This is a genomic window from Streptomyces sp. NPDC002851 (assembly GCF_053591935.1).
The window spans coordinates 1-24,424 of record NZ_JBSFUT010000009.1 but is presented as its reverse complement, the minus strand read 5'-3'; the positions used below and the strand labels follow the sequence as shown (position 1 = coordinate 24,424).

Below are 24,424 nucleotides of genomic sequence, written 5' to 3'. Positions count from 1 at the left end.
CGGACGATTCGCTCGTTTTGCTGAACGTGAGTTCACCGGAAACCGTCACCCGTCCCGCCGCGCCCGAGCCCGAATCCTCGGGCTCTCCCGGTCCGTTGGTCGACCTGGAGCAGGCCGAGGCCGCCCTGGTCGAGCACTACCCGCGCCTGGTGCGTCTCGGTTACCTCGTGCTTCCCGCGACCCTCGGCCGCACCCGCCGCGTCCTGACCGCGCACGCCCTCACGCAGCGTGCCCTGCCCCGGGGCCGGGCCGCCGCCGTTGCCCCGGACGCCCCCGTCATCCCGGGGCCGCGCGGCGGCGAGGGCGACGGCCTGGGCGAGAGCGACGGCGACCCGGGGTACGGGTACGTGCGGCTCCGGGTCGTGCGCAGCGCCGTGGAGGCGGGGCTTCCGCGGAGCCGAAGGACCTGGCGGAAGCGGCTCGCGGTGCCGCCGCCGCTGCCGCAGGTGTGGGGCCTCAAGCTGTTCCCGCGCTCCGGCGGCGCCGATGAACTCGCCTTGGACCAGCGGCTCTCCGCGCTCAGCGGCCCGGCCCGCGCCGCCTTCGTGCTGCGCGGCCTGGAGCGCCTGCCGGACTCCGGGGTACGCCGCATTCTGGACGCCGCCGGGGTCGAGGACCCGCACGCGGCGCTCGCCGAGGCCGACGGCGTCGCGGCACCCGGCGGCCCGCTCGGACCGCACGGCCCCGGCGGCAGGGACGCCCGCGCGCTCCTGGAGTCCCCCGAGTTCGACCCGTGCTCGCTCCAGGCCAGACCGACCGATCTGATGCGGCGCCGCCAGCACACGAAGGCCGCGCTCGCGGCCACCGCCGCCGTCCTCGTCTGCGGTGCGCTGCTCGGCCTGCCGGGCGAGGGCTGGGGTCCGGACGGCGCGGCCGCCCCGCCGTACGCGCGGAACCCGGCCGCCGAAGCCGCCCTGGATCCGGACCGGTTGAGCCGGGAGAAGGCCACCACCTGGAAGCGCTCGACGCGCACCGATTTCTCCGTTTGGCCCGCGCGCGGCTCGCTCACCGACGACCAGGGCCTGCTCCGCCGCGCCCTCGCCGTCTGGGCGCGGCCCGGCAGAACGGTGCAGGTGTCGGCGACCCCGGGCACCCCGTCGGGCGCCCCGCCCGGACCGCCGCAGCTCCTGTACGCGGGCGAGGTGGACGGCGCGCGTGTGGTGCTGCTCCACGACGGCCTGCGGGTCGTGCGGTACGCCGAGCCGGTCGAGGGCGAGGGCGGCGCGGCGCTCGACTTCGCGCGCGTGGACGGAGCGGACGCGGCCTCGTCCACGGCGGTGGTGGTGGCCCGCTCGGACGGCAATGTGCGCTATCTGACGGCGCCTTGGGTGCGCAGCGCGGCGGTACGCGACCTGCGCGCGCCGGACGGACCGGCCCGCCGCCTGGCCCGCTCGGCGGACGGCGTGACGGCGCCGGTCGCGAGCCCGGCCCAGGACCGCGACTGCGGCAAGGTGAACTCCCTGGAGCTGCGTGACGCCTCGGGCCCCCGCCTGCTCACGGACCTGGGCGAGCTGGTCCCGGCCCATCTGACGGGCGGCCGCCCGGAGGCGCCCCGCGAGGTGAACACACCAGCGGCCCGGTCGAGCTGGGCCCGCACGGCCTGCCTGCTGCCCGCGGTACGCGCGCACGGCGTGCGCTCGGTCAACTCCTGGGCGTACGCGAGCCAGCGGCTCCCCGAGGCCAACGGCACCGCGACCTGGGTGTGCACCCGCGCCGAGACCTGGCGGGGCACGGGCGGCCGGGTGTTCGCCCAGTTCCAGGCGCCGGGCAAGGACACGGGCGCGATCGCGGCGAAGGCCGAGGGCGCGCCGTCCTGCGGTCCCCGCGAGCCGCGGGTCCTCGCGGGCGTGCTGTGGAAGGCACGTTCCGGCAACTGGTACGTGCTCGCGGCGGGCAGCCGGGACATCGCGTCGGTGACGGCCACGGGCGGCGTACAAGGGACGGCGCGGGGCCACCGGCTCGCCGTGCGGGCGCAGGAAGGGGCGCGGGCGGAACTGTCGGGGAAGACGGCGAGCGGGGCGCGGGTGGAGTCGCTGCGCTAGGGGGCGTCTTCCCGATCCACCCGATCCACCCGATTCACGAAGATCGGGAAGATCGGGAAGACGGGGCCCCAGCCGCCCGAACAATCACTGCACAAGGGTGTTGCCAGTCGCGTACTCGTCAGTACATTGACGCCATGTCTAATACGCAGGCCCGGCTTCCCCAGCCCGTCGCCTCCGAGCACATAGCGCTCAAGGCACGCAAGGTCTCCTTCGCGTGGGAGGAGACGCCGCTCCACTGGATCCCGGGCGACCCCTTCACCACGCACACCATCAATGTGCTGCATCTGCTGCTGCCCGCCGGCGAGCGCTGGTTCGTGCATGTCTACAAGCAGGTCCTGCCGTACATCAAGGACGACCGCCTGCGCGAGGACGTCATCGGGTTCATCGGCCAGGAGGCGATGCACTCACAGGCCCACGACGAGGTCCTGCCGCACCTGCGCGAGCAGGGGCTCGACCCCACGCCGTACACCGCGCAGGTCGACTGGCTCTTCGAGAAGCTGCTCGGGGACCGGACCCTGCCGCCCGGCAAGGCCCGCAAGTGGTGGCTGCTCGAACGCGTCGCGATGATCGCGGCGATCGAGCACTACACCGCGTTCCTCGGCAACTGGGTCCTCAACGCCGACGAACTCGACCGCCGGGGCGCCGACCCCACCATGCTCGACCTGCTGCGCTGGCACGGCGCCGAGGAGGTCGAGCACCGCTCCGTCGCCTTCGAGCTGTTCATGCACCTCGACGGCAGTTACAGCCGCCGGGTGCGGACCTGGGCCACGGCGTTCAGCGCCCTGGTGTTCCTGTGGCAGCGCGGGGCCCGGTTCTTCATGGCGAACGACCCGACGCTCACCGAGGGCCGGGCCTCGTTCCGGGAGTTCTTCGCCAAGGGCCGCGAGGGCGTACTGCCGTCCACCGGCGCCATGGTCCGCTCCATCCCGCGCTATCTGGCGCGCGCCTACCACCCCTCGCAGGAGGGCTCCACCGCGCAGGCCATGGCCTATCTCGCCTCCTCCCCCGCCGCGACCGCCGCCGAAGCGCGCGAGCAGGGGACGGCGACCGCGCCCGCCAAGGCCCATGCCCCCACCTCCGAGGGAGCCGCCTGATCATGCCCCGGCTCCGTACCCTCGCCGTCGCCGCCGGTGCCGCGCTGCTCGCCAGGCGGGCGCTGCGGCGCCGTATCGACCGCGCACCGCTGTGGCCGCTGCCCGCCCTTGAGCAGCCCATCTCCGGTCGCCCCCGGAGTCGTGCGATGCGGCTGCGTATCGCCGAACGCACCGAGCCCGCCGACGGGGTCGTCCAACTCCGCCTGACCGGCGATCAGTCGACACCCCTGCCGCCCTGGGAACCGGGCGCGCACCTCGACCTGGTGCTGCCGTCCGGCACCGTCCGGCAGTACTCGTTGTGCGGCGACCCCGCCGATACGTCCGCGTACACCGTCGCCACCCGCCTGATCCCCGAGGAGGCGGGCGGCCGCGGCGGCTCCCGCGAGGTGCACGAGCGGCTCCGCGCGGGCATGGAGGTCGAGGTCCGCGGCCCCCGCAACCGCTTCCCGCTCGCCCCGTCGCATGCGTACGTCTTCGTGGCGGGCGGCATCGGGATCACGCCAATCCTGCCGATGCTACGCGCGGCCGAGGAGTCCGGGGCGGAGTGGCGGCTGCTGTACGGCGGGCGTACGCGTGCGTCGATGCCGTTCGTCGAGGAGGTCGAGAAGCTCGGCGGGCCCGAGCGCGTGCGGGTGGTCGCCGAGGACGAGGAGGGACGGCCCGACCTGGCCGGGCTGTTCGCCGGAATGCCACCTGCCGCGGCCGTGTACTGCTGCGGCCCCGAGGGGCTGATGGACGCGGTCGCCGCCGCGCTGCCCGCCGGGTGCACGCTGCACCTGGAGCGGTTCACGCCCGCGGCCAGGGAGGACACTTCGTCCAACACAGCCTTCGAGGTCGAACTGCGGCGCACCGGCACCACGGTGGCCGTGGCCGCGGACGAGACGGTTCTCAGCGCCGTACGGAAGGAGCTGCCGAACACGCCGTACTCCTGTAGGCAGGGATTCTGCGGCACCTGCCAACAGCGCGTCCTGGCGGGCGAGATCGACCACCGGGACGAGCTGCTCGGCGACGCCGAACGCACCGATTCGATGCTCATCTGCGTCTCGCGGGCGCGTGGTGAGCGTCTGGTCCTCGACATGTGAGGGTGACCTCCGACTGTGGTCGCGCCCCGGGCCGTTAGGGTGTTCGTATGACGACCGGGGTGCGCCGCAGGATGGGGGTCGAGGAGCGGCGGCAGCAGCTGATCTCCGTTGCACTCGAGCTGTTCAGCCACCGCTCCCCCGACGAAGTCTCCATCGACGAGATAGCAGCCGCGGCGGGGATCTCCCGGCCGCTGGTGTACCACTACTTCCCGGGCAAGCTCAGCCTGTACGAGGCGGCGCTGCGCCGGGCCGCCGAGGATCTGGCGGAGCGGTTCACGGAGCCGCGCCAAGGGCCGCTCGGCGCGCGGCTGCTGCGCGTGATGGGCCGCTTCTTCGACTTCGTGGACGAGCACGGGCCGGGCTTCTCGGCGCTGATGCGCGGCGGCCCGGCGGTCGGCTCCACGACGACCAACGCGCTGATCGACTCGGTGCGGCAGGCGGCGTACGAGCAGATCCTCCTTCACCTCGGCATCGCGCGGCCGTCGGCGCGGCTCGAACTCGTGGTGCGGTCCTGGGTGTCGCTCGCGGAGTCCACGGCGTTGATCTGGCTGGACGGGCGGCGGGTGCCGCGGGCGGAGCTCGAGCTCCAACTGGTGCATGATTTCGCCGCGTTGACCGCGGTGAGCGCGGCGTACAACGAGGAGATGGCGGGGGTGCTGCGGGATCTGCTGGCGGATGAGCCCGCGGACGGGCCCTTCGGGGATCTGGTGGGGCGGCTGATCGCGCTGGCGCCGGAGCCTGGCTGAGTCGGTTTTTCCTCCCCGGCCCCGCCCCTTCCCGAAAGCCTGACGGCAGCCTCGGGGGCCTGCGGCCCCCGGACCCCCGCCGCAGATATCGCGCTGAACGCGCTCGTCCTCAAACGCCGGACGGGCTGATAGGCGTATCCGCCCCCGGGCAGCGCGCGTTGACCGGGTATGACCCAGGAGATCACCCGCCCCCACATCCTCGACGCCGAAAGCACCCCCCCTCGTTGGTGGCGGGACGCTGTTATCTACCAGGTGTATGTGCGGTCGTTCGCGGACAGCGACGGGGACGGGGTGGGTGATCTGCGGGGGGTTCGTGAGCGGCTGCCGTACGTGGCCGAGCTCGGGGCCGATGCCGTGTGGCTGACGCCGTTCTATGCCTCGCCGCAGGCCGATGGCGGGTACGACGTGGCCGACTACCGGGCCGTGGACCCGCTGTTCGGGGAGTTGTCGGACGCCGACGATCTGGTGCGGGAGGCGCACCGGCTCGGGCTGCGGGTGATCGTCGACCTCGTGCCCAACCACACGTCGGACCAGCACCCGTGGTTCCGCGCGGCGCTCGACGGCGGCGCGGAGCGGGAGCTGTACCACTTCCGGCCGGGGCGGGGCGAAAGCGGTGAACTGCCGCCGAATGACTGGGAGTCGGTGTTCGGCGGACCTGCCTGGACGCGGGTCCCGGATGGCGCCTGGTATCTGCATCTGTTCGCGCCCGAGCAGCCGGATCTGAATTGGGACCACCCCGAGGTGCGGGCCGAGTTCGACTCCGTGCTGCGGTTCTGGCTCGATCTGGGTGTGGACGGGTTCCGTATCGATGTCGCGCACGGCATGGTCAAGGCGGCCGGGTTTCCGGACATCGGGTGCGGCGAGCAGGCCCGGATGATCGGCAGGCAGGTGCTGCCGTTCTTCGATCAGGACGGTGTGCATGCCATCCACCGCTCCTGGCGTGCGCTCCTCGACTCGTACCCCGCAAATGAAATCGGGCCCGAAGGGCCTTCCTTGGAAGGGCGGCGGCGGGCGACGGGCGGGCGGATCGGTGTCGCCGAGGCCTGGGCGCCGAGCGCCGAGCGGCTCGCGCTGTACGTACGCCCGGACGAACTGCACCAGGCGTTCAACTTCCAGTTCCTGACCTGCCCGTGGGACGCGGAGGCGATGCGCTCCGTCATCGACGGGTCACTTCGCGCCACCGCTTCGGTGGGTGCCCCCACCACCTGGGTGCTCTCCAATCACGATGTCGTCCGCCATGTCACGCGCTACGGCGGCGGGCAGCGTGGGCTGCGGCGGGCCCGTGCGGCGGCGCTGCTCACGCTGGCGCTGCCCGGCTCGGCGTATCTCTACCAAGGCGAGGAGCTGGGGCTTCCGGAGGTGGTGGACCTGCCGGACGAGGTGCGGCGGGACCCGGCGTTCTTCCGCGGTTCGGGGCGGCAGAGCTCCGGGCGGGACGGCGGCTCCGGGCAGGGCGGTGGCTCCGGGCAGGACGGGATGCGGGACGGCTGCCGGGTGCCGTTGCCGTGGTCCGGCGCGTCCGCCCCGTACGGCTTCGGGCCCGGCGGCAGTTGGCTGCCGCAGCCCGCGGCGTGGCGGGAGCTGAGCGTCGAGGCGCAGCGCGGCGACGCGGGCTCCACACTGGAGCTGTACCGCTCGGCGCTCGCCCTGCGCCGCGAGCTTCCGGCGCTCGGGGACGGCGGGATGGAGTGGCTGGACACCCCGGCGGGTGTCCTGGCTTTCGGCCGCCGCCCCGGCTTCGTCTGCACCCTCAACACGCTGCCGACGGAGGTCGCGGTCCCGGCCCCGGGCGGCTCAGCGCTGCTCTGCTCCGGGCCGGAGCCCGCGTGCCGCGGGGCGGAGGTGGTGCTGCCTCCGGAGAGCACCGTCTGGTGGGCACCCCTCTGACCTCACTGACCTCTCTGATCGCTCCGATCCCGTTACCACAGCAGGTTGTACGGGGTTCAACGGCCCTAGGGGTGGGATCGTCCCAGGGGTGGAGAAAATGCGGCACGAACCCACCCAAGGGATGATCGTTGCAGTAGGCCCATCTGGCAGACTCCTTGTCCATGGGTGAACCGACTGTGACCACACTCGAAGGCCGGACGGCGGCCGAGGCACCACCCATCGGGAGCGGGACGGCGGACCGTACCGAACGCTCCTTTCTGCACCGTGTGCGCAGGCCCCGGCGGCCCCGGTTGTGGTACGAGCTGGCCCTGATCGCGGTCGGTTACTGGTTGTACTCCCTGATTCGCAATGCGGTACCGGAGCAGAAGGCCTCCGCGCTGCGCAACGCGGACTGGATCTGGCAGGCGGAGCACGCCATCGGGCTCGGCTTCGAGCAGGCCGTCAACCACGCCGTGAACTCGGTGACTTGGTTGATCGTCGCGATGAACTACTACTACGCGACACTGCACTTCGCCGTGACGATCGGGGTCCTGGTCTGGCTCTACCGCCGTCATCCGGGGCGGTACGCGGCGACCCGCACCGTGCTCTTCGTGACCACCGGAGTGGCCCTGGTCGGCTTCTACTTGTTCCCGCTGGCGCCGCCGCGCCTGATGTCGGGCGAGAACTTCATCGACACGGTCCTGGTGCACCAGACGTGGGGTTCGATGGCGTCCGGCGACCTCAAGCACATGACCAACCAGTACGCGGCGATGCCGTCGATGCACATCGGCTGGTCCCTGTGGTGCGGACTGACCATCTTCGCCCTGGCCCGGGTGCCGTGGGCCAAGGTCCTCGGCCTGCTCTACCCGGTGCTGACGCTCGTGGTCATCATCGCCACGGCCAACCACTTCTGGCTGGACGCGGTCGGCGGCATGCTCTGCCTCGCGATCGGCTTCGGCTTCTGCTACGCGTGGTACGGGCGGCTGCCGTACAGATTGCCGCGGTGGGTGAAGCCAGCGTGTCCGGCGGCGAATCAGCCCCAACAGGCCCAGCAGGCCCAGAATCAAGCCCGTCCGGCGTTGGATCGGGTCCAAAATCAAGCCCGTCCGGCGATTGAGGACGAGCCCGCAGGGCGATTGCCCCCGCCACGGGGAACGTGAACCAGACCTTCCAGAGCCCCCGCCCGGTGCGCCCCTGCGCGACCTACGCCCCGTAGAACAGTTCCTCCACGACCGCCCGCGCCCTGCGCGTCGTACGCCGGTAGTCGTCGATCATCTCGCCGACGGTGCCCGGCCCGTAGCCCAGGTAACGGCCCACGGCGGCCAGCTCACGCCCGCCCGACGGGAACGTGTCGCCCGCGCGGCCGCGGACCAGCATGACGGCGTTGCGGACGCGGGTGGCGAGGACCCAGGCCTCGTCCAGGATCGCCGCGTCCTCGGTCGAGATGACCTCGGCGGCGCAGGCGGCCGCGAGGGCGGTCCGGGTGCGGGTGGTGCGCAGGCCCGGCTCCGCCCAGCCGTGCTGGAGCTGGAGGAGCTGCACCGTCCACTCGACGTCGGAGAGGCCGCCGCGGCCCAGCTTGGCGTGGAGCGTCGGGTCGGCGCCGCGGGGCATGCGTTCGGCCTCCATGCGCGCCTTGAGGCGGCGGATCTCGCGGACCGCGTCCTCGCCGAGGCCCTCCGCCGGGTACCGCAGCGGGTCGATCAGCTCCACGAACCGGGCGCCGAGGTCGGCATCGCCCGCGACCGGCTCGGCGCGCAGCAGCGCCTGGCTCTCCCAGACGTGCGACCAGCGGCGGTAGTAGGCGGCGTACGAACCGAGGGTCCGCACCAGCGGGCCGCTCTTGCCCTCGGGGCGCAGATCGGTGTCGATGAGCAGCGGCGGGTCGGAGCTGGGCAGCTGAAGCAGGCGGCGCATCTCGGAGACGACGAGGTTCGCGGCCTTCGCCGCCTCCTGCTCGTCGACGCCCTCGCGGGGCTCGTGCACGAAGACGACGTCCGCGTCCGAGCCGTAGCTCAGCTCGTGGCCGCCGAAGCGGCCCATGCCGATGACCGCGAACCTGGTGGGCAGCTCGTCGCCCCAGCCCTCGCGCACCACGGCCCGCAGGGTGCCCGCGAGCGTGGCGGCGGTCAGGTCGGAGACGGCGTTCCCGACCCGGTCCACCAGGGCTGCCGGGTCACCGTCCACGGGGCTCTCCTCGGTCCCGTACGAGCCGATGAGGTCGGCGGCGGCGGTGCGGAACAGCTCCCTGCGCCGCACCCCGCGCGCGGCCGTGACGGCCTGCTCGGGGCCGTCCGCGCGGCCCACGGCGGCGAGGATCTCCTGCTCCAGGTGGGACCGGTCGCGCGGCTCGAGGCCGCGGGCGTCGCCGAGCAGGGCGACCGCCTCGGGGGCGCGGAGCAGCAGGTCGGGGGCGAGCCGCCCGGCGGAAAGGACGCGGGCGAGGTTCTCGGCGGCGGCGCCCTCGTCGCGCAGCAGCCGCAGGTACCAGGGGGTCTTGCCGAGCGCGTCGGAGACCTTGCGGAAGCCGAGCAGGCCCGCGTCCGGGTCGGCGGAGTCCGCGAACCAGCCGAGCAGCACGGGCAGCAGCTGACGCTGGATGGCGGCCTTGCGGGTCACGCCGGAGGCCAGGGCCTCCAGGTGGCGCAGGGCGGCGGCCGGGTCCGCGTAGCCGAGGGCGACCAGGCGTTCGCGGGCGGCGCCGGCGGAGAGCCGGATCTCGCCGGGGGCGAGCGCGGCGACGGCGTCGAGCAGCGGCCGGTAGAAGATCTTCTCGTGCAGGCGGCGTACGACGGCCGCGTGCCGCTTCCACGCCCGGCCGAGCTCGGTGACGGGCTCGGTGCGCAGGCCGAGCGAGCGGCCCAGGCGCCGCAGGTCCTCCTCGCTCTCGGGCACGAGGTGGGTGCGGCGAAGGCGGTGCAGCTGGATGCGGTGCTCCATGGCGCGCAGGAAGCGGTACGCCTCGTCGAGCTGGGCGGCGTCGGTGCGCCCCACATAGCCACCGGCCGCGAGGGAGCCAAGGGCGTCCAGGGTGGTGCCGCTGCGCAGCGTGGCGTCGGACCGTCCGTGCACCAACTGCAGGAGCTGTACGGCGAATTCGACGTCCCGCAGGCCGCCGGGCCCGAGCTTGAGCTCCCGCTCGACCTCGGCGGCAGGGATTCCGGCGACGACCCGGCGACGCATCGTCTGCACGTCGGTGACGAAGTTCTCGCGCTCGGCGGCCTGCCAGACGAGCGGTGCCAGGGCCTCGACGTACGCCTCGCCGAGCTCGGGGTCCCCGGCGACCGGGCGGGCCTTGAGGAGCGCCTGGAACTCCCAGGTCTTGGCCCACCGTTGGTAGTAGGCGAGGTGCGAGGAGAGGGTGCGCACGAGCGGACCGTTGCGCCCCTCGGGCCGCAGATTGGCGTCGACGGGCCAGATGGTGCCCTCGACGGTGGTGTCGGAGCAGATCCGCATGAGGTGCGAGGCGAGCCGCGTCGCGGCCTGCATGGCCTTCGCCTCGTCGACGCCGCCGGGGACGTCAGCGGGCTCGGCGACGAAGATGACGTCGACATCGGACACGTAGTTGAGTTCGTGTCCCCCGCACTTGCCCATCGCGATGACGGCGAGGCGGCACGCGGCGTCGTCCTCGGGCGCGGCCGCGCGCGCGATGGCGAGGGCCGCGCGCAGCGTCGCGGTGGCCAGGTCGGCGAGCTCGGCGGCGGCCTGGGCGACGTCGGTGGTGCCGCAGACGTCGCGGGCGGCGATGGCGAGCAGACAGCGGCGGTAGGCGACACGCAGCGCGACGGGGTCGGTGGCGTCCGCGAGCCCCTGCTCGAACTCCTCGACGCCCGGGTGCAGATCGGCCGGTTCGTACGTCACCAGGGCGTGCCAGTCGTACGGGTGCCGGGCGAGGTGGTCGGCGAGCGCCTCGGAGGCGCCGAGCACGCCGAGCAGCCGGTCGCGCAGCGGCTTCGCGGACAGCAGCGTGTCCAGCAGGACCCGCCGCTCGTCCTCCGGCTGTGCCTCCACGAGGCGGACGAGCCCGAGCAGCGCGAGGTCCGGGTCGGCGGTGGCGCCGAGCGCGTCGAGCAGCACGGGGTCGGCGCGCACGGCGGACAGCTCGGGGGTGTCGAGCAGACGCTCGGCGGCGGCCGGTGCGGTGAAGCCGTGCCGGAGCAGCCGCGTGAAGGTACTGCTCCTACGCCCCGGCGCGGTCATTGCGGTCCTCCCGTCCGATCAAGGTCCGGCCTTGAGCCTAACCGCAGTGGCCGAAAGCGGACCCACCGATGAGTTCCGATCTCCTGCGGGGTGCCGATCGGGGAGGCAGTATCGACGTCAGACCGGCCGGCAGTTCTGACGGTCCGGACATGCATGTCCCGACCTTCACGTCCGACCTTCACGTCCTGAGATTCACATCCTGAGATTCAAGGAGCAGACCCATGGAGTACACGCTCGAAGTCGTCATGATCCCCGTCTCGGACGTGGACCGGGCCAGGGACTTCTACCGCGAGAAGGTGGGCTTCCAGCTCGACTTCGACGGCGAGGTGCTCCCGGGGGTGCGGATCGTGCAGCTGACCCCGCCGGGCTCGGGCTGTTCGGTGGCGCTCACCAGTAATCCGGAGGCGCTCGGCCTCTCGCCGGTTCCGGAGCCCGGCAGCTATCAGGGGCTCCAGCTGTGCGTGCCGGACGCGAAGGCGGCGTACGCGGAGCTGCGGGAGCGGGGCCTGGACGTCAGCGAGCCGGTGGTGCACTCGCAGCAGGACGGCGGCACGTTCCTGTACTTCAAGGACCCGGACGGCAACGGCTGGGGCATCCAGGAGTACCAGGTACGGGCGAACAAGCCGCTGCGCTCGGCGATCTGACCCGGACAGCAGGCGGAGGGGCCGGAAGCAGATGCTCCGGCCCCTCCGGCGTCGTACGCGCTTCACCAGTCCCGTGGCTTACAGCACCGGAAGGTTCTTCCGCAGCTCGAAGGCCGTGACCTCGGAGCGGTACTCCTCCCACTCCTGCTTCTTGTTGCGCAGGAAGAAGTCGTAGACGTGCTCCCCGAGGGTCTCGGCGACGAGTTCGCTGCGCTCCATGAGCGCGATGGCCTCACCGAGGTTCTGCGGCAGCGGCTCGATGCCCATCGCGCGGCGTTCGGCGTCGCTCAGCGCCCACACGTCGTCGTCCGCGCCGGGCGGCAGCTCGTACCCCTCCTCGATGCCCTTGAGGCCGGCGGCGAGCAGCACCGCGTACGCGAGGTACGGGTTCGCGCCGGAGTCGAGGGAGCGGACCTCGACCCGTGCCGAGCCGGTCTTGCCGGGCTTGTACATCGGGACGCGGATCAGCGCCGAGCGGTTGTTGTGGCCCCAGCAGATGTACGACGGGGCCTCGCCGCCCGCGCCCGCGGTGCGCTCGGAGCCGCCCCAGATGCGCTTGTACGAGTTCACCCACTGGTTCGTCACCGCGGCGATCTCGGCGGCGTGGCGCAGCAGGCCCGCGATGAAGGAGCGGCCGACCTTCGAGAGCTGGTACTCGGCGCCCGACTCGTAGAACGCGTTCCGGTCGCCCTCGAAGAGCGAGAGGTGGGTGTGCATGCCCGAGCCGGGGTGCTCCGAGAACGGCTTCGGCATGAACGTGGCCTGCACGCCCTGCTCGAGCGCGACCTGCTTCATGACCAGGCGGAACGTCATGATGTTGTCCGCCGTCGAGAGCGCGTCGGCGTACCGCAGGTCGATCTCCTGCTGGCCCGGGGCGCCCTCGTGGTGGCTGAACTCGACCGAGATGCCCATGGATTCGAGCATCGTGATGGCCTGGCGGCGGAAGTCCATGCCGACGTTCTGCGGGGTGTGGTCGAAGTAGCCGGAGGAGTCCGCGGGCGTGGGCCGGGAGCCGTCCACCGGCTTGTCCTTGAGCAGGAAGAACTCGATCTCGGGGTGGGTGTAGAAGGTGAAACCCAGGTCCGAGGTCTTCGCGAGGGCGCGCTTGAGGACGAAGCGGGGGTCCGCGAAGGACGGGGAGCCGTCCGGCATCAGGATGTCGCAGAACATGCGCGCGGTGCCCGGGGCCTCGGCCCGCCACGGCAGGATCTGGAAGGTCGACGGGTCCGGCTTGGCGATCATGTCGGACTCGTAGACCCGGGCGAAGCCCTCGATCGCCGAGCCGTCGAAGCCGATGCCCTCGTCGAACGCCTGCTCCAGCTCGGCCGGGGCGACGGCGACCGACTTGAGGAAGCCGAGGACGTCCGTGAACCACAGGCGTACGAAGCGGATGTCGCGCTCTTCGAGGGTGCGGAGCACGAATTCCTGCTGCTTGTCCATAGCTATATCCTTGCAGTTCAGACGGTCTGTGCACCACCGCCCCGGCATCGGTGCGGGCTCCAGTATCAGGGCCAGGGGTTTCCGCCAGATTACGCACCCCTTGTGGCCCACGACATCCCGGTGACGACTACGATCAGCGGGCCCCACTCATACGTACATCCGACTCGTACGTACACCCGCACCTTTCTCGACGAAGGACGACGACGCCATGGGTCCCCACAGCTCCGGTTCCAACCCACGCCAGGCCCGGATAGCGGAGATGCGCCGGGCGGAGCAGGCCCGCGAGCGCCGTACCCGGATCATCGCCGTCACCGCGATCACGGTGGTCCTCGCGGGGGCCGTCGGCGGGGGCGCGTACTTCTTCGTGTCGAAGCAGAACGAGCAGGAGCGGCAGCAGGCCGCGGCCGAGGCCGCGAAGAACAAGCGTGAGAAGGACCTGCAGAAGGCGGCGGCCCGGCCGATCGAGAACGAGAAGACCTGGGACGCCAAGGAGCTCGGCCGCAACCACGTCGAGAAGCCCGTCGACTATGCGATGACGCCTCCGGTGGGCGGCGATCACCACCCGTACTGGATGAACTGCGACGGCGATGTGTACGAGAAGCCGATCCCGGCGAAGCACGCGGTGCACTCCCTGGAGCACGGCGCCGTCTGGGTGACGTACAACGCCAAGGCTCCGGCGGGCGAGGTGAAGAAGCTCAAGGCCAAGGTCGAGGCGACCCCGTTCTCCCTGATGAGCCCGGTGCAGGAACAGCAGGGCGCGATCATGCTGAGCGCCTGGGGCAAGCAGGTGACCGTGGACGGCGCGGACGACCCGCGGGTCGACAGCTTCTTCGCGAAGTACGTGCAGGGCAAGCAGACCCCCGAGCCGGGTGCCCCCTGCACCGACGGGATCGCGCAGTGAGGCGTGCCGGTTGGGTCGGCGTCTGCGCCGCGGTGGTGGCGCTCGCGGGGGTGACCGGGGGCGTGACGGCGGCGCTCGCGGGCGGTGGGGGTGACGGCGGCCCCACGGGGTCCGCTGCCTCCTCGGACGCGAAGGGCGACCCGCGCCCGGCCGGTGACTCCGCGGACGCCGGGTTCGCCCGTGACATGGCCGTGCACCATCAGCAGGCCGTGCGGATGTCGTTCCTCGTACGGGACCGCACCGAGGACGAGGAGATCCGGAACCTCGCGTACGACATCGCCAATACGCAGGCCAACCAGCGCGGCATGCTGCTCGGCTGGCTGGATCTGTGGGGCCTGCCCAAGGTGTCCGGGGACCAGCCGATGGCCTGGATGGGCGGCGGGCACCACGGCACGGACCACGGTGAGCACGGCGACGACGGCGCCCTCATGCCCGGCATGGCCACCGAGGCCGACCTCGACCGGCTCGCCAAGGCCAAGGGCGAGGACGCCGAGGTGCTCTTTCTGCGCCTGATGACCGAACACCACAAGGGCGGCGTCCACATGGCGCAGGGCTGCACCGACCGGTGCGAGGTCGGCGTGGAGCGGCGGCTCGCGCAGGGGATGGTGGACGCGCAGGAGTCGGAGATCAAGCTGATGGCGGACATGCTCAAGGAGCGGACGGACGACAGCCGTTAGGCGGGTTTATGCCACCCGCCCCAGATCCCCAAGCCCCACCCTCCCCCACAGCTCCTCCCCCGCCACGAACCGCTCGACCTCCGCGACCGCGTACTCGCCGAGGCGGCGGACCTCCTCGCCCTGGGCCCCGGCGATGTGCGGGGTCACCAGGACGTTCCGCAGGGACAGGAGCGGATGGTCCGGGGGCAGCGGTTCCGGGTGCGTGACGTCGAGGTAGGCGGAGAGGCGTCCGGAGGCGCACTCGCGGGTCAGGGCCTCGGTGTCGACGAGGGAGCCGCGGGCGGTGTTGATCAGGGTGCCGCCGTCCGGGATGCGGGCCAGTTGTGCGTGGCCCACCATGCCGCGGGTGCCGGGGAGTTCGGGGGCGTGCACGGTCACGATGGTGCTGCGGGCGCAGAGTTCGTCCAGGTCGACGCGTTCCGCGCCCAGCTTCGCCGCTTCGGCGGTGGCGACGTACGGGTCGGTGAGCAGCAGTTCGTGGCGGGTGTCGGCGGCGCGCAGGCCCTCGAGGACGCGGCGGCCGATCCGGGACGCGCCGATGACCCCGATGGTGCGCCCGTCAAGTCCCGGCCGTCGTACCTGAGTTGACCAGGGCTCGCCGTAGCGGGAGGCGGCGGTGAGCGCGCCCTTCGCCGCGAAGGTGATGGCGGCGAGCGTGAACGCGGCGACCGGTCCGGCGTTGGCGTCCGCGGCCGAGGACACGGCGATGCCGCGGTCCCAAACCGCCTCGGTGACCAGGTGTTTGACGGTTCCCGCGGCATGCATGACGGCGCGCAGGCGGGGTGCGTGCGCGAGTACTTCGGCGGTGAGCGGCGGGCAGCCCCAGCCGGTGACCAGGATCTCGGTGCGGGCGAGCACGGCGCGCGCCGCGGGTGCGGTGAGCGGGCCGGTCAGTGGGGCGCCTTCCAGCGCGGTGCTCCGGGCGAGCCGGTCCCGTACCTCGGGTGGCAAGGCCAGGTCGAGTACCTCGCGGTCCATGGCCAGGGCCGTGATCGGTCGGTCTGCCACGCGCGGCCGCCTTTCCAGGAGGTCCGGGAGGTCCAGGGAGATCCGGGAGGTCCTGAGGGTCGTAGTAAACGGTTACCGTAATGGGCTCTCAGCGGTACGCCAAGACCTCCGTGCATCCCAACATCGAGGCGGCTCAAGGGGGTTGACCGGGCACAGTAACCGCTTTAGCTTTCCGGGCACTGTGTCCGTCCCACAACGAAGGGGTGGCCGTGTCCGCGGTGACAAGAAACGCGGTGACAAGCAAACGGCTGCGGCGGTCCCGGGTCCTGGTGCTGCTCATGCTGCCGGGCCTGGTGTACTTCCTGGTCTTCCACTACGGCGCGTTCATCGGCAACGCGGTCGCCTTCAAGGAGTACGTCCCGTTCGACGGCCTGTGGTCCAGCCCCTGGATCGGCATCGACAACTTCTCGCGGATGTTCGGCGATCCGGGGTTCTGGGCCGCGACCTGGAACACGCTGTTCCTCGCCACGCTCCAGCTGATCTTCTTCTTCCCGGTGCCGCTCGGTCTCGCGCTGCTGCTTCACAGCCTGACCTCGGATCTGACCCGGCGGTTCGTGCAGTCCGTGGTCTATCTGCCGCACTTTCTGTCGTGGGTGATCGTGGTGGCCCTGTTCCAGCAGGTGCTCGCGGACACCGGACTGCTCAACTCCGTTCTGGGGCAGGCCGGTCTGCACTCCGTCGACATCATCGGCAACCCGGACGCGTATCCCGCCCTGGTGGTCGCGCAGGTGGTCTGGAAGGACGCCGGCTGGGGCACGATCATCTTCCTCGCCGCCCTGATGCAGGTGGACGAGCAGCAGTACGAGGCCGCCGCGATCGACGGCGCGGGACCGTGGCGCCGGTTCTGGCACGTCACGCTGCCCGCGATCCGGCCGGTGGTGATCCTGCTGCTGATCATGCGGCTCGGGGACATCCTGTCCGTCGGCTTCGAGCAGATGCTGTTGCAGCGGAACTCGGTCGGCCCAGAGGCCGGTGAGGTGCTCGACACCTTTGTGTTCTGGCAGGGCATCGTCGGCGGCGACACCGGATATGCCGCGGCCGCGGGCCTGTTCAAGGGCGTGATCGGCGCGCTCCTCGTCTTCGCGGCCAACAAGGTCGCCCACCGCCTCGGCGAGCAGGGGGTCTACAAGTGAGCACCAACGGCTCAGCGGTCGCGAGCAGTACGAAGACCGAGCGCCCGGAGGACTCCCCGGCGAGGACCGTACGCACGAAGACCGTACGGGTACGCGGGGCCGCGCGCGTGAAGAAGCGCCCCGCCTGGATGGAGCCGCCCGGGCCGATCACCCAACTCGGCAAGGGACTGGCCCTGTTGACCATTCTGCTCCTGGTCACGGTCCCGTTCCTGGTGATCGTCTCGACCTCGCTCGCCTCCAACCGGGAGGTGGTCGCGGGCGGCGGCTGGGTGCTCTGGCCGAGCGATCCGACGCTGCGCTCGTACGAGCAGATCTTTGCGGGCGGTGTCGTCTCCAAGGCGCTCTGGGTGAGCATCGGGGTCACCGTGTGCGGCACGCTCGCCTCGCTCGCCTGCACCACGTTCCTGGCGTACGCGCTCAGCCGCCCCACCACGTACGGACGCAAGCCGGTGCTGCTGCTCGTGCTCTTCACGTTCCTCTTCCCGCCCGGCATGATCCCGGCGTATCTGCTGGTCAAGGGCCTGGGCATGCTGGACACCTACCTGGCCCTCGTCGCACCCGTACTGATCAATGTGTTCAACCTGGTGGTGCTCCGCGGCTTCTTCCAGGGGATTCCCGAGGACCTGTACGAGGCGGCGAGGCTCGACGGCGCGGGTGACTGGCAGGTGCTCCGGCGGATCGTGCTTCCGCTGTCGAAGGCGGCGCTCGCGGTGGTCGGCCTCTTCTACGCGGTCAGCTACTGGAACGCCTGGTTCCATGCCTCGATCTATCTGGAGTCCGAGCACTGGCCGCTGCAGCAGGTCCTTCGGACGTACGTCATGGGCGGCACGCAGATCGCCGACACCGGCCTGAGCGACGCGGCCAATGTGTCGGCGCCGCAGACCATGCAGATGGCCGTCCTGGTGGTGGCGACCGTACCGATCCTGCTCGTCTACCCGTTCCTCCAGCGGTACTTCACCAAGGGCGTACTCACCGGCGCGATCAAGAGCTAACGGCACCAACCGTCTGTCCGACTCCTGCGAAAGGTGTTCCCATGCCCGGCACCCCCATGTCCCGCCGTACCCTGCTCCGCTCCATCGCCGCCGGTGGGGCCGCGGTGGCCGCGCCCGCGCTGCTCACCGCCTGTTCCTCCGGCTCCGGCGGGGGTTCGGTGAGCAACGCGGGGAAGAAGGCGGCGCCCTGGCCCACGTTCACCGCCGCGAAGGTGCCGCCGCCGGACCTCGCCGGAACCGAGGCGGGCGTGCAGCCCGGCTACGTCAAGTACCCGCAGAAATTGGTGCAGTCGGTCGCCGAGAAGCCCGGCACCGGCACCGGCACCGGCAAGCAGAAGCTCCGGGTCCTGACCATTACGTACGGCACTCCGCCCAAGCCGGTCGGCGCCAACAAGTACTGGCAGGCGATGAACGAAGCCCTCGGTGTCGAGGTCGAGTTCACGGTCGTGCCCGACGCGGACTTCCGGGCCAAGATGTCCACGCTCATGGCGGGCGACGACCTGCCGGACATCATCAACATCGGCGGCGGCTACACCCTGCCCAGAGAGCAGCAGTTCGTGCAGTCCCAGTGCGCCGATCTGACGGACCATCTGTCCGGCGACGCGGTCAAGGAGTACCCGAACCTCGCGAACATCCCCAGATACGCCTGGGAGGGCATGGGCCGGATCGGCGGCCGGATCTACGGGGTGCCGGTGGAGCGGCCCAAGGTGCAGGGCGGCATGTTCATCAACCGCGAGGCCTTCGACCAGGCGGGCTACGAGCCCGGCATGGCGACGGACGACTTCCGCGCGATGGCCAAGGAGGCCGCGAAGGGCGGCAAGTCCGGCCTGGGCGCGTCCACGGTGTCGTACTACGGCTATCTGTACCACTGCATGTGGCATGGCGCCCCGAACGAGTGGCAGATCAAGGACGGCAAGGTCACCGACATGTACGGGACCGACGCGTTCCGGGCGGGCCTGGAGTTCATGGCGGGCATGCGCAAGGACGGCTCGTACATCCCGAACGCGACGTCGATCTCGCAGGTCGACCTGAAGACGCAGTTCTACAACGGCACGGTCCGCTCGATGACCGACGGCTGGGGCGCGCTCCTCGCCAACGCGCAGGGCATCAAGGACGAGTTCACCCTGGACATCGCCGAGCCGTACAAGGTCGACGGGGCGACGACGGTCTACCAGCAGAACCGTGGGATCTTCGGTTACACGGTGCTGAAGAAGGCCCCGAAGGACCGGATCGAGCTGGCGCTGCGCGTCCTCAACTGGCTGGCCTCCCCGTTCGGTTCAAAGGAATTCGAGCTGATGCACTTCGGCCTGGAGGGCCCGCACTTCACGTACGACAAGAACGGCGACCCGGTCCCCACGTCGCTCGGCCTGGTGGAGAACAAGACGCAACTCCCGTTCGCCTACCTCTGCGACGCCCCGCAACCGCTGTACAACCCCGACTTCCCGGACCTCACCAAGCGCTCACACGCCTGGCAACAGAAGGTCGCCCCGCTGCTCGTCCCCGCCGACCACTACGGCCACTTCGGCGACACGTACAACCGCAAGGGCGCCCAGCTCCGACAGATCATCGAGGACGGCGTCACGGCCGTGGTCTCCGGCCGCAAGAAGCTCTCGGAGTGGGACGCGGTGTACCGCGAGTGGCAGCAGCAGGGCGGCAAGAAGGTCAACGAGGAGTTCCTGAAGGAGTGGGAGGCGGCACGGGCGTGAGGGAAACGACGGTGCGAGGGCTCCGGGGGCGCGGCCTCCAGCTGCGGCGCTGCGGACGACGGTGCGGGCCGTGACCCCCCGCAAGACGGTCACCATCCGCGACGTGGCAGCCCGCGCGGGCGTCTCCGTGGCGACCGTCTCGCGCGTGCTCGCCGGGAACTACCCGACCTCGGCGGCCTCGCGGGCCAAGGTGCAGCGGGCCGTGAAGGAGCTCGACTATGTCGCCAACGCGCACGCCCGCGCACTCGCGGGAGTGGGCCGGGGGACCGTCGCGGTCCTCGTCCTCGACGTGCTCAGCGCCTTCTACGCGCAGATCGCGCACGGCGTGGAGCAGGAGGCCGCCGACCTCGGCCGCCTCTGCCTGGTCAGCTCCACGGCCGCCGATCCGGCCCGCGAGCTGGCCCTGGTGCAGCTGATGCGCGAACAGGGCGTCGAGGCGGTGATCCTGGTCGGCGGCGTCGTCGAGGACGAGGAGTACCGGGCGCGGATGGCCCGCTACGCACAGCAGTTGGCGGCGGCGGGCTCCCGCCTGGTCCTGTGCGGCCGCCCGGCTCCGGCTCCCGATGTCCCCGCCCTGGTCGTGGAGTACGACAACGAGGCGGGGGCGTACGCCGCCACCAGCCACCTCCTGGGCCGGGGCCACCGCAGCATCGCCCTGATCGGCTACGCGCCCCGCAACACCACGGCCGAGGCCCGGGTCAACGGCTACCTGCGGGCGCTCGCGGACCACGGGGTGCCGCGCGAGCAGGCGATCCTGCTGGGCATCGGCTTCGGCGGCAACCACGGCCGCGACGCGATGCGCCGCCTGCTCGACGCCCGCGGCGGCAAGCCGGAGTTCACGGCGGTCTTCGCGGGCGACGACCAGGTGGCGGCCTCGGCGGTACGCGTCCTCGCGGAGTACGGCCTGCGGGTCCCGCAGGACATATCGGTGATCGGCTACAACGACGACCCGGTGGCGGCGGACCTCACACCGGGGCTGACGACGGTGCACATCCCGGGCGAGGAGCTGGGGCGTACGGCGGTACGGCGGGCGCTGGCGGGGGCGCCGGGGGCAGGGCAGGAGCGGCACGTGCTGGGGACGCACATCGTGATACGGGAGAGCGTGGCGGGCCCGCGAGGCGGGGGTGCTATTAGATAGCCCCTCCGGCGTTTGAGGAGCGGGGGTCCGGGGGCAGAGCCCCCGAAGCTCCGCAGGATTTCGGGAAGGGGCGGGGAGAGACCCCCTACCCACCCAGCGCCGCCCCCGCCACCGCCTCCGGCGCGTCCAGCGCCACCAAGTGGCCCGCATCCGGCAGGACCCGGAACTCCGCCCCCAAGAGCCCCGCAAGCGCCCGCTGCCGAGCCACCCACCCCGAACCGCTCCCGGCCCCGAGCACCACCACCGGCACCCCCGCACCCAGCGGGAACTGGCGCCGGACATACACGAGTTGGGCCGCCGCATCCCCGTACGTGGCGTACTCCGTGAGGATCGCGCGCACCGCTCGCCCCGTGCCGTACACCCGGCGCACCAGGTCGTACGGAGCGGGGTCGCCCCCGCCCATACGCCCCGCCCGCACCGCGGCGCGCCGCAGCGCGGGCCCGGCCGCGCGGGGCAGCCCCACCGCCGTGAGCAGCCCGGCGCAGAACCGAGTGACCCCCGTGCGCAGGGCGGGCGCAGGCACCGGCCGCGCGTTCTCCTCGACGCTGGAGTCGACCAGGACGAGCCGCCCCACCCGCCCCGGGTGCAGCCGCGCGAACGCCTCCGCGTGGAAACCGCCGAGCGAGTGCCCGACCACGGTCGCGGGCCCGTCCGCACCACACGCGTCACCGCACGCGTCGAGGACGCGCAGGATCCGGTCGGCCTCGCCGCTGAGCGAGGGCGGCACGCGGGCGGGGGCGCTGAGCCCGAGCCCGGGCCGGTCGAAGCGGATCACCGTGCGGTGCGGGGCGAGCAGCCGGGCCACCGCGTCCCAGTCGAACCAGGCGGCCCCGAGCCCGCCGGTCAGCAGGCAGGGCGGCCCGGACCCCTGCACGACGACGTGGTGCGGCACCCCACCGATCCGTACGAACACACCCGTTGCGACTGTCACCGCGCCCACCTCCGCCCCGCCGAACGTACCCCCGAGGCCGCGGGCACCCGTGCCAGGGACAGCGCGAGCACCGCCAGCCACACCGCGATGAGCAATACCTGCGCACGCTGCCCGAGACCGAGCAGCCAAGTTCCCCGGCCCGCCTGGAACGCGGCGACAGAGGCCAACGTCCAAGCGGTGACGCCCAGTTCGAGGAGCACGATCCAGGGGCCGAGGCGAGTTAGGGCAAAGGGCGGGGAGACACCCCCTAGGGCCGACCGGGCGCGGGCGCGGCGGGCCGCGACCGTGAGGGCCACCATGCCGACGAGCGCCCCGGCCATCGCCAGCGAGCTGCTGACCGCGTGCGCGGTGTGGGTCGCGGGGACCAGACCCGCGGTCTCGCGGGCGGCGCACTCGGGGTCGGCGGTCGGCGTGCAGCTCAGCGGAAGTCGCGAGTCGACCGCGGTCGCGGCCCCGAAGACCAGCAGCCCCGCCCAGCCGAGCCGCGCCCAGGCGCCCCGGTACGGCTCGCGGCACAGGCGTACCAGTCCCCACAGCGCACCGCCTCCGACCAGACACCCCGCGAGCAGATCCGTGGCGCGGAACAGACCGCCCAGAGGCTCGCTCGCGGCGGCCAGTTCACTGACGTACGTCCGCATCGGGTCGAGCCCGGTGGAGAGCACCACCTCGAGCACCCAGGCGGTATACGCGACGGCGCCGAGCCCGAGCAGCAGGGCGACGGAGCGCGCCCCGCGCGGGGACGGCGGAGGCTCAGGTGTGGACATACGAAGGAGACGCAGGTGTGGGCATAGTGGGGCAAAGCTTAAGGGGCCGGGGCGGGAAGGCCGGGGCGGGGCAACGCAGGACGGCCGGGGCGGGAAGGCCGGAGCGAGGTGGGGAATGCCGGAGCGGGACGTGGGCCGCCCCACACCCCTCGCCCGGGGCATCGCGTCGCTCTGACGATTACACTGGGCCGCGTGCCTCAACTACGCCTCGCCTTGAATCAGATCGACTCGACCGTCGGCGACCTCGCCGGGAACGCCGAGGCGGTCGTGCACTGGACCCGGCACGCCGCCGAGCAGGGCGCCCACCTCGTGGCGTTCCCCGAGATGATGCTCACCGGCTACCCCGTGGAGGACCTGGCCCTGCGGCCGTCCTTCGTCGAGGCGTCCCGCAAGGCGCTGGACGCGCTTGCCGCGCGCCTCGCGGACGAGGGCCTCGGCGAGCTGCCGGTGATCGTCGGCTACCTGGACCGGGCCGACAACGCCCAGCCGAAGTACGGCCAGCCCGCGGGCGGCCCGCAGAACGCCGCGGCGGTCCTGCACCGTGGCGCGGTGGCGCTCAGCTACGCCAAGCACCACCTGCCGAACTACGGCGTCTTCGACGAGTTCCGCTACTTCATGCCGGGCGACACGATGCCCGTCATCCGCGTGCACGGCGTCGACGTCGCGCTCGCCATCTGCGAGGACCTGTGGCAGGAGGGCGGCCGCGTACCCGCCGCCCGGACCGCCGGGGCGGGCCTGCTCGTCTCCATCAACGCCTCGCCGTACGAGCAGAACAAGGACGACACCCGCCTGGAGCTGATGCGCAAGCGCGCCCAGGAGGCCGGCTGCACCACCGCGTACCTCGGCATGATCGGCGGCCAGGACGAGCTGGTCTTCGACGGCGACTCGATCGTGGTCGAGCCCGGCGGCGAGGTCGTCGCGCGCGCCCCGCAGTTCTCCGAGGGCAGTGTCGTCCTCGACCTGGACCTGCCCGCCGCCGCGCCCGAGCCGCCGTCCGGGATCGTCGACGACGGTCTGCGGATCGAGCACGTCACGCTCTCCGCCGAGCCGCTGCCCACGTACGAGCCGGAGCTGACCGGCGGGTACGCGGAGCGGCTCGACGACGACGAGGAGGTCTACTCGGCGCTCGTGGTCGGGCTGCGCGCGTACGTCGCGAAGAACGGCTTCCGGTCCGTCCTGATCGGCCTCTCCGGCGGCATCGACTCGGCGCTCACCGCCGCCATCGCCTGCGACGCGCTCGGCGCGCAGCACGTGTACGGCATCTCGATGCCCTCCAAGTACTCCTCGGACCACTCGAAGGACGACGCCGCCGAGCTGGCCCGGCGCACCGGGCTCAACTTCCGTACGGTGTCGATCGAGCCGATGTTCGACGCGTACATGAAGTCCCTGGGCCTGACCGGGCTCGCCGAGGAGAACCTCCAGTCGCGGCTGCGCGGCACGCTCCTGATGGCGGTCTCCAACCAGGAGGGCCACATCGTCCTCGCGCCGGGCAACAAGTCCGAGCTGGCGGTGGGCTATTCGACGCTCTACGGCGACTCGGTGGGCGCGTACGGCCCGATCAAGGACGTCTACAAGACGGCGATCTTCCGCCTGGCGAAGTGGCGCAACCGGGCCGCCGAGGAGCGCGGCCAGACCCCGCCGATCCCGGAGAACTCCGTCACCAAGCCGCCGAGCGCGGAACTCCGCCCGGACCAGGTCGACACGGACTCGCTGCCGGACTACCCGATCCTCGACGGCCTCCTCGCGATGTACGTCGACCAGGACCGCGGCGCCGACGACATCGTGGCCGCGGGCTACGCGCAGGAAACGGTGAGCCGAGTACTCCGCCTCGTGGACACGGCAGAGTACAAGCGCCGCCAGTACCCGCCGGGCACGAAGATCTCGGCGAAGGGCTTCGGCAAGGACCGGCGGCTGCCGATCACGAACAGGTGGCGGGAGTCGGGGTAGCCGTTCGGTTGCGGGGTGGTTTAGTAGCCCCTCCGGCGTTTGAGGAGCGGGGGTGCAGGGGGCAGCGCCCCCTGCTTACGGGAAGGGGCGGGGCGGGGGATAGGAAGAGCACA

General features: G+C 71.8%; 19 protein-coding genes. 14 read left to right on the top strand and 5 right to left on the bottom strand.

Annotated elements, in window-relative coordinates; all coding sequences use genetic code 11:
• Positions 1-26: 26 nt before the first annotated feature.
• From ACWD10_RS12125 to ACWD10_RS12100, 6 genes are all read left to right on the top strand, one after another.
• Complete coding sequence (locus ACWD10_RS12125; protein WP_451089731.1) at positions 27-2,042, top strand: hypothetical protein; 2,016 nt, start codon at positions 27-29, stop codon at positions 2,040-2,042.
• A gap of 134 nt (positions 2,043-2,176) precedes the next feature.
• Positions 2,177-3,136, top strand: coding sequence for a metal-dependent hydrolase (locus tag ACWD10_RS12120; protein ID WP_451089729.1), 960 nt, complete (start codon positions 2,177-2,179; stop codon positions 3,134-3,136).
• Between the two features lie 2 nt (positions 3,137-3,138).
• Complete coding sequence (locus ACWD10_RS12115; RefSeq protein ID WP_451089727.1) at positions 3,139-4,218, top strand: PDR/VanB family oxidoreductase; 1,080 nt, start codon at positions 3,139-3,141, stop codon at positions 4,216-4,218.
• Positions 4,219-4,265: 47 nt separating this feature from the next.
• Entirely contained in the window at positions 4,266-4,964 is a 699-nt protein-coding gene (locus tag ACWD10_RS12110; protein ID WP_451089725.1) for a TetR/AcrR family transcriptional regulator, read from the top strand.
• A 168-nt stretch (positions 4,965-5,132) separates the two neighbouring features.
• Entirely contained in the window at positions 5,133-6,851 is a 1,719-nt protein-coding gene (locus ACWD10_RS12105) for a glycoside hydrolase family 13 protein (RefSeq protein WP_451089723.1), read from the top strand.
• Between the two features lie 161 nt (positions 6,852-7,012).
• Complete coding sequence (locus ACWD10_RS12100; RefSeq protein WP_451089721.1) at positions 7,013-7,990, top strand: phosphatase PAP2 family protein; 978 nt, start codon at positions 7,013-7,015, stop codon at positions 7,988-7,990.
• Positions 7,991-8,033: 43 nt separating this feature from the next.
• Here ACWD10_RS12100 and ACWD10_RS12095 read toward each other — a convergent pair whose 3' ends face one another.
• Positions 8,034-11,030: a bifunctional [glutamine synthetase] adenylyltransferase/[glutamine synthetase]-adenylyl-L-tyrosine phosphorylase gene (locus ACWD10_RS12095; RefSeq protein ID WP_451089719.1), complete on the bottom strand. Its 2,997-nt coding sequence runs from the start codon at positions 11,028-11,030 to the stop codon at positions 8,034-8,036.
• A gap of 221 nt (positions 11,031-11,251) precedes the next feature.
• On the opposite strand from ACWD10_RS12095, the gene ACWD10_RS12090 reads away from it, so the two are divergent.
• Positions 11,252-11,674: a VOC family protein gene (locus tag ACWD10_RS12090; protein ID WP_451089717.1), complete on the top strand. Its 423-nt coding sequence runs from the start codon at positions 11,252-11,254 to the stop codon at positions 11,672-11,674.
• 78 nt (positions 11,675-11,752) lie between these two features.
• Here the strand turns inward: ACWD10_RS12090 and glnA are convergent, their stop codons facing one another.
• Positions 11,753-13,114: a type I glutamate--ammonia ligase gene (glnA, locus tag ACWD10_RS12085; protein WP_451089715.1), complete on the bottom strand. Its 1,362-nt coding sequence runs from the start codon at positions 13,112-13,114 to the stop codon at positions 11,753-11,755.
• A 208-nt stretch (positions 13,115-13,322) separates the two neighbouring features.
• Here glnA and ACWD10_RS12080 point away from each other — a divergent pair, with 208 nt between their 5' ends.
• Complete coding sequence (locus tag ACWD10_RS12080; protein WP_451089713.1) at positions 13,323-14,015, top strand: DUF3105 domain-containing protein; 693 nt, start codon at positions 13,323-13,325, stop codon at positions 14,013-14,015.
• Positions 14,012-14,692 carry a DUF305 domain-containing protein gene (locus ACWD10_RS12075; RefSeq protein WP_451089711.1) on the top strand — a complete coding sequence of 227 codons (681 nt, stop codon included), beginning with the start codon at positions 14,012-14,014 and terminating at the stop codon, positions 14,690-14,692. Before ACWD10_RS12080 ends, ACWD10_RS12075 begins: the two co-directional genes overlap by 4 nt.
• Before the next feature lie 6 nt (positions 14,693-14,698).
• Here the strand turns inward: ACWD10_RS12075 and ACWD10_RS12070 are convergent, their stop codons facing one another.
• Positions 14,699-15,670, bottom strand: coding sequence for a hydroxyacid dehydrogenase (locus ACWD10_RS12070; protein WP_451090044.1), 972 nt, complete (start codon positions 15,668-15,670; stop codon positions 14,699-14,701).
• A gap of 308 nt (positions 15,671-15,978) precedes the next feature.
• Between ACWD10_RS12070 and ACWD10_RS12065 the strand changes: the two genes are divergently transcribed.
• The 4 genes from ACWD10_RS12065 to ACWD10_RS12050 all read left to right on the top strand — a co-directional run bounded on the left by ACWD10_RS12065 (position 15,979) and on the right by ACWD10_RS12050 (position 20,669).
• Positions 15,979-16,833 carry an ABC transporter permease gene (locus tag ACWD10_RS12065; protein ID WP_451090042.1) on the top strand — a complete coding sequence of 285 codons (855 nt, stop codon included), beginning with the start codon at positions 15,979-15,981 and terminating at the stop codon, positions 16,831-16,833.
• A gap of 128 nt (positions 16,834-16,961) precedes the next feature.
• Entirely contained in the window at positions 16,962-17,825 is an 864-nt protein-coding gene (locus ACWD10_RS12060; RefSeq protein WP_451090040.1) for a carbohydrate ABC transporter permease, read from the top strand.
• Between the two features lie 41 nt (positions 17,826-17,866).
• The gene (locus tag ACWD10_RS12055; RefSeq protein WP_451089709.1) at positions 17,867-19,531 is read left to right on the top strand and encodes an extracellular solute-binding protein; all 1,665 of its coding nucleotides are present in this window, start codon (positions 17,867-17,869) and stop codon (positions 19,529-19,531) included.
• A gap of 70 nt (positions 19,532-19,601) precedes the next feature.
• Positions 19,602-20,669, top strand: coding sequence for a LacI family DNA-binding transcriptional regulator (locus ACWD10_RS12050; RefSeq protein ID WP_451089707.1), 1,068 nt, complete (start codon positions 19,602-19,604; stop codon positions 20,667-20,669).
• 85 nt (positions 20,670-20,754) lie between these two features.
• Here ACWD10_RS12050 and ACWD10_RS12045 read toward each other — a convergent pair whose 3' ends face one another.
• Positions 20,755-21,600, bottom strand: a complete 846-nt coding sequence (locus tag ACWD10_RS12045) for an alpha/beta fold hydrolase (protein WP_451089705.1) — start codon at positions 21,598-21,600, stop codon at positions 20,755-20,757.
• The gene (locus ACWD10_RS12040) at positions 21,597-22,364 is read right to left on the bottom strand and encodes a DUF998 domain-containing protein (RefSeq protein ID WP_451089703.1); all 768 of its coding nucleotides are present in this window, start codon (positions 22,362-22,364) and stop codon (positions 21,597-21,599) included. The genes ACWD10_RS12045 and ACWD10_RS12040 overlap by 4 nt, the downstream gene beginning before the upstream one ends.
• A gap of 192 nt (positions 22,365-22,556) precedes the next feature.
• On the opposite strand from ACWD10_RS12040, the gene ACWD10_RS12035 reads away from it, so the two are divergent.
• Positions 22,557-24,311, top strand: coding sequence for an NAD+ synthase (locus ACWD10_RS12035; protein WP_451089701.1), 1,755 nt, complete (start codon positions 22,557-22,559; stop codon positions 24,309-24,311).
• The last annotated feature ends 113 nt before the right edge of the window (positions 24,312-24,424 follow it).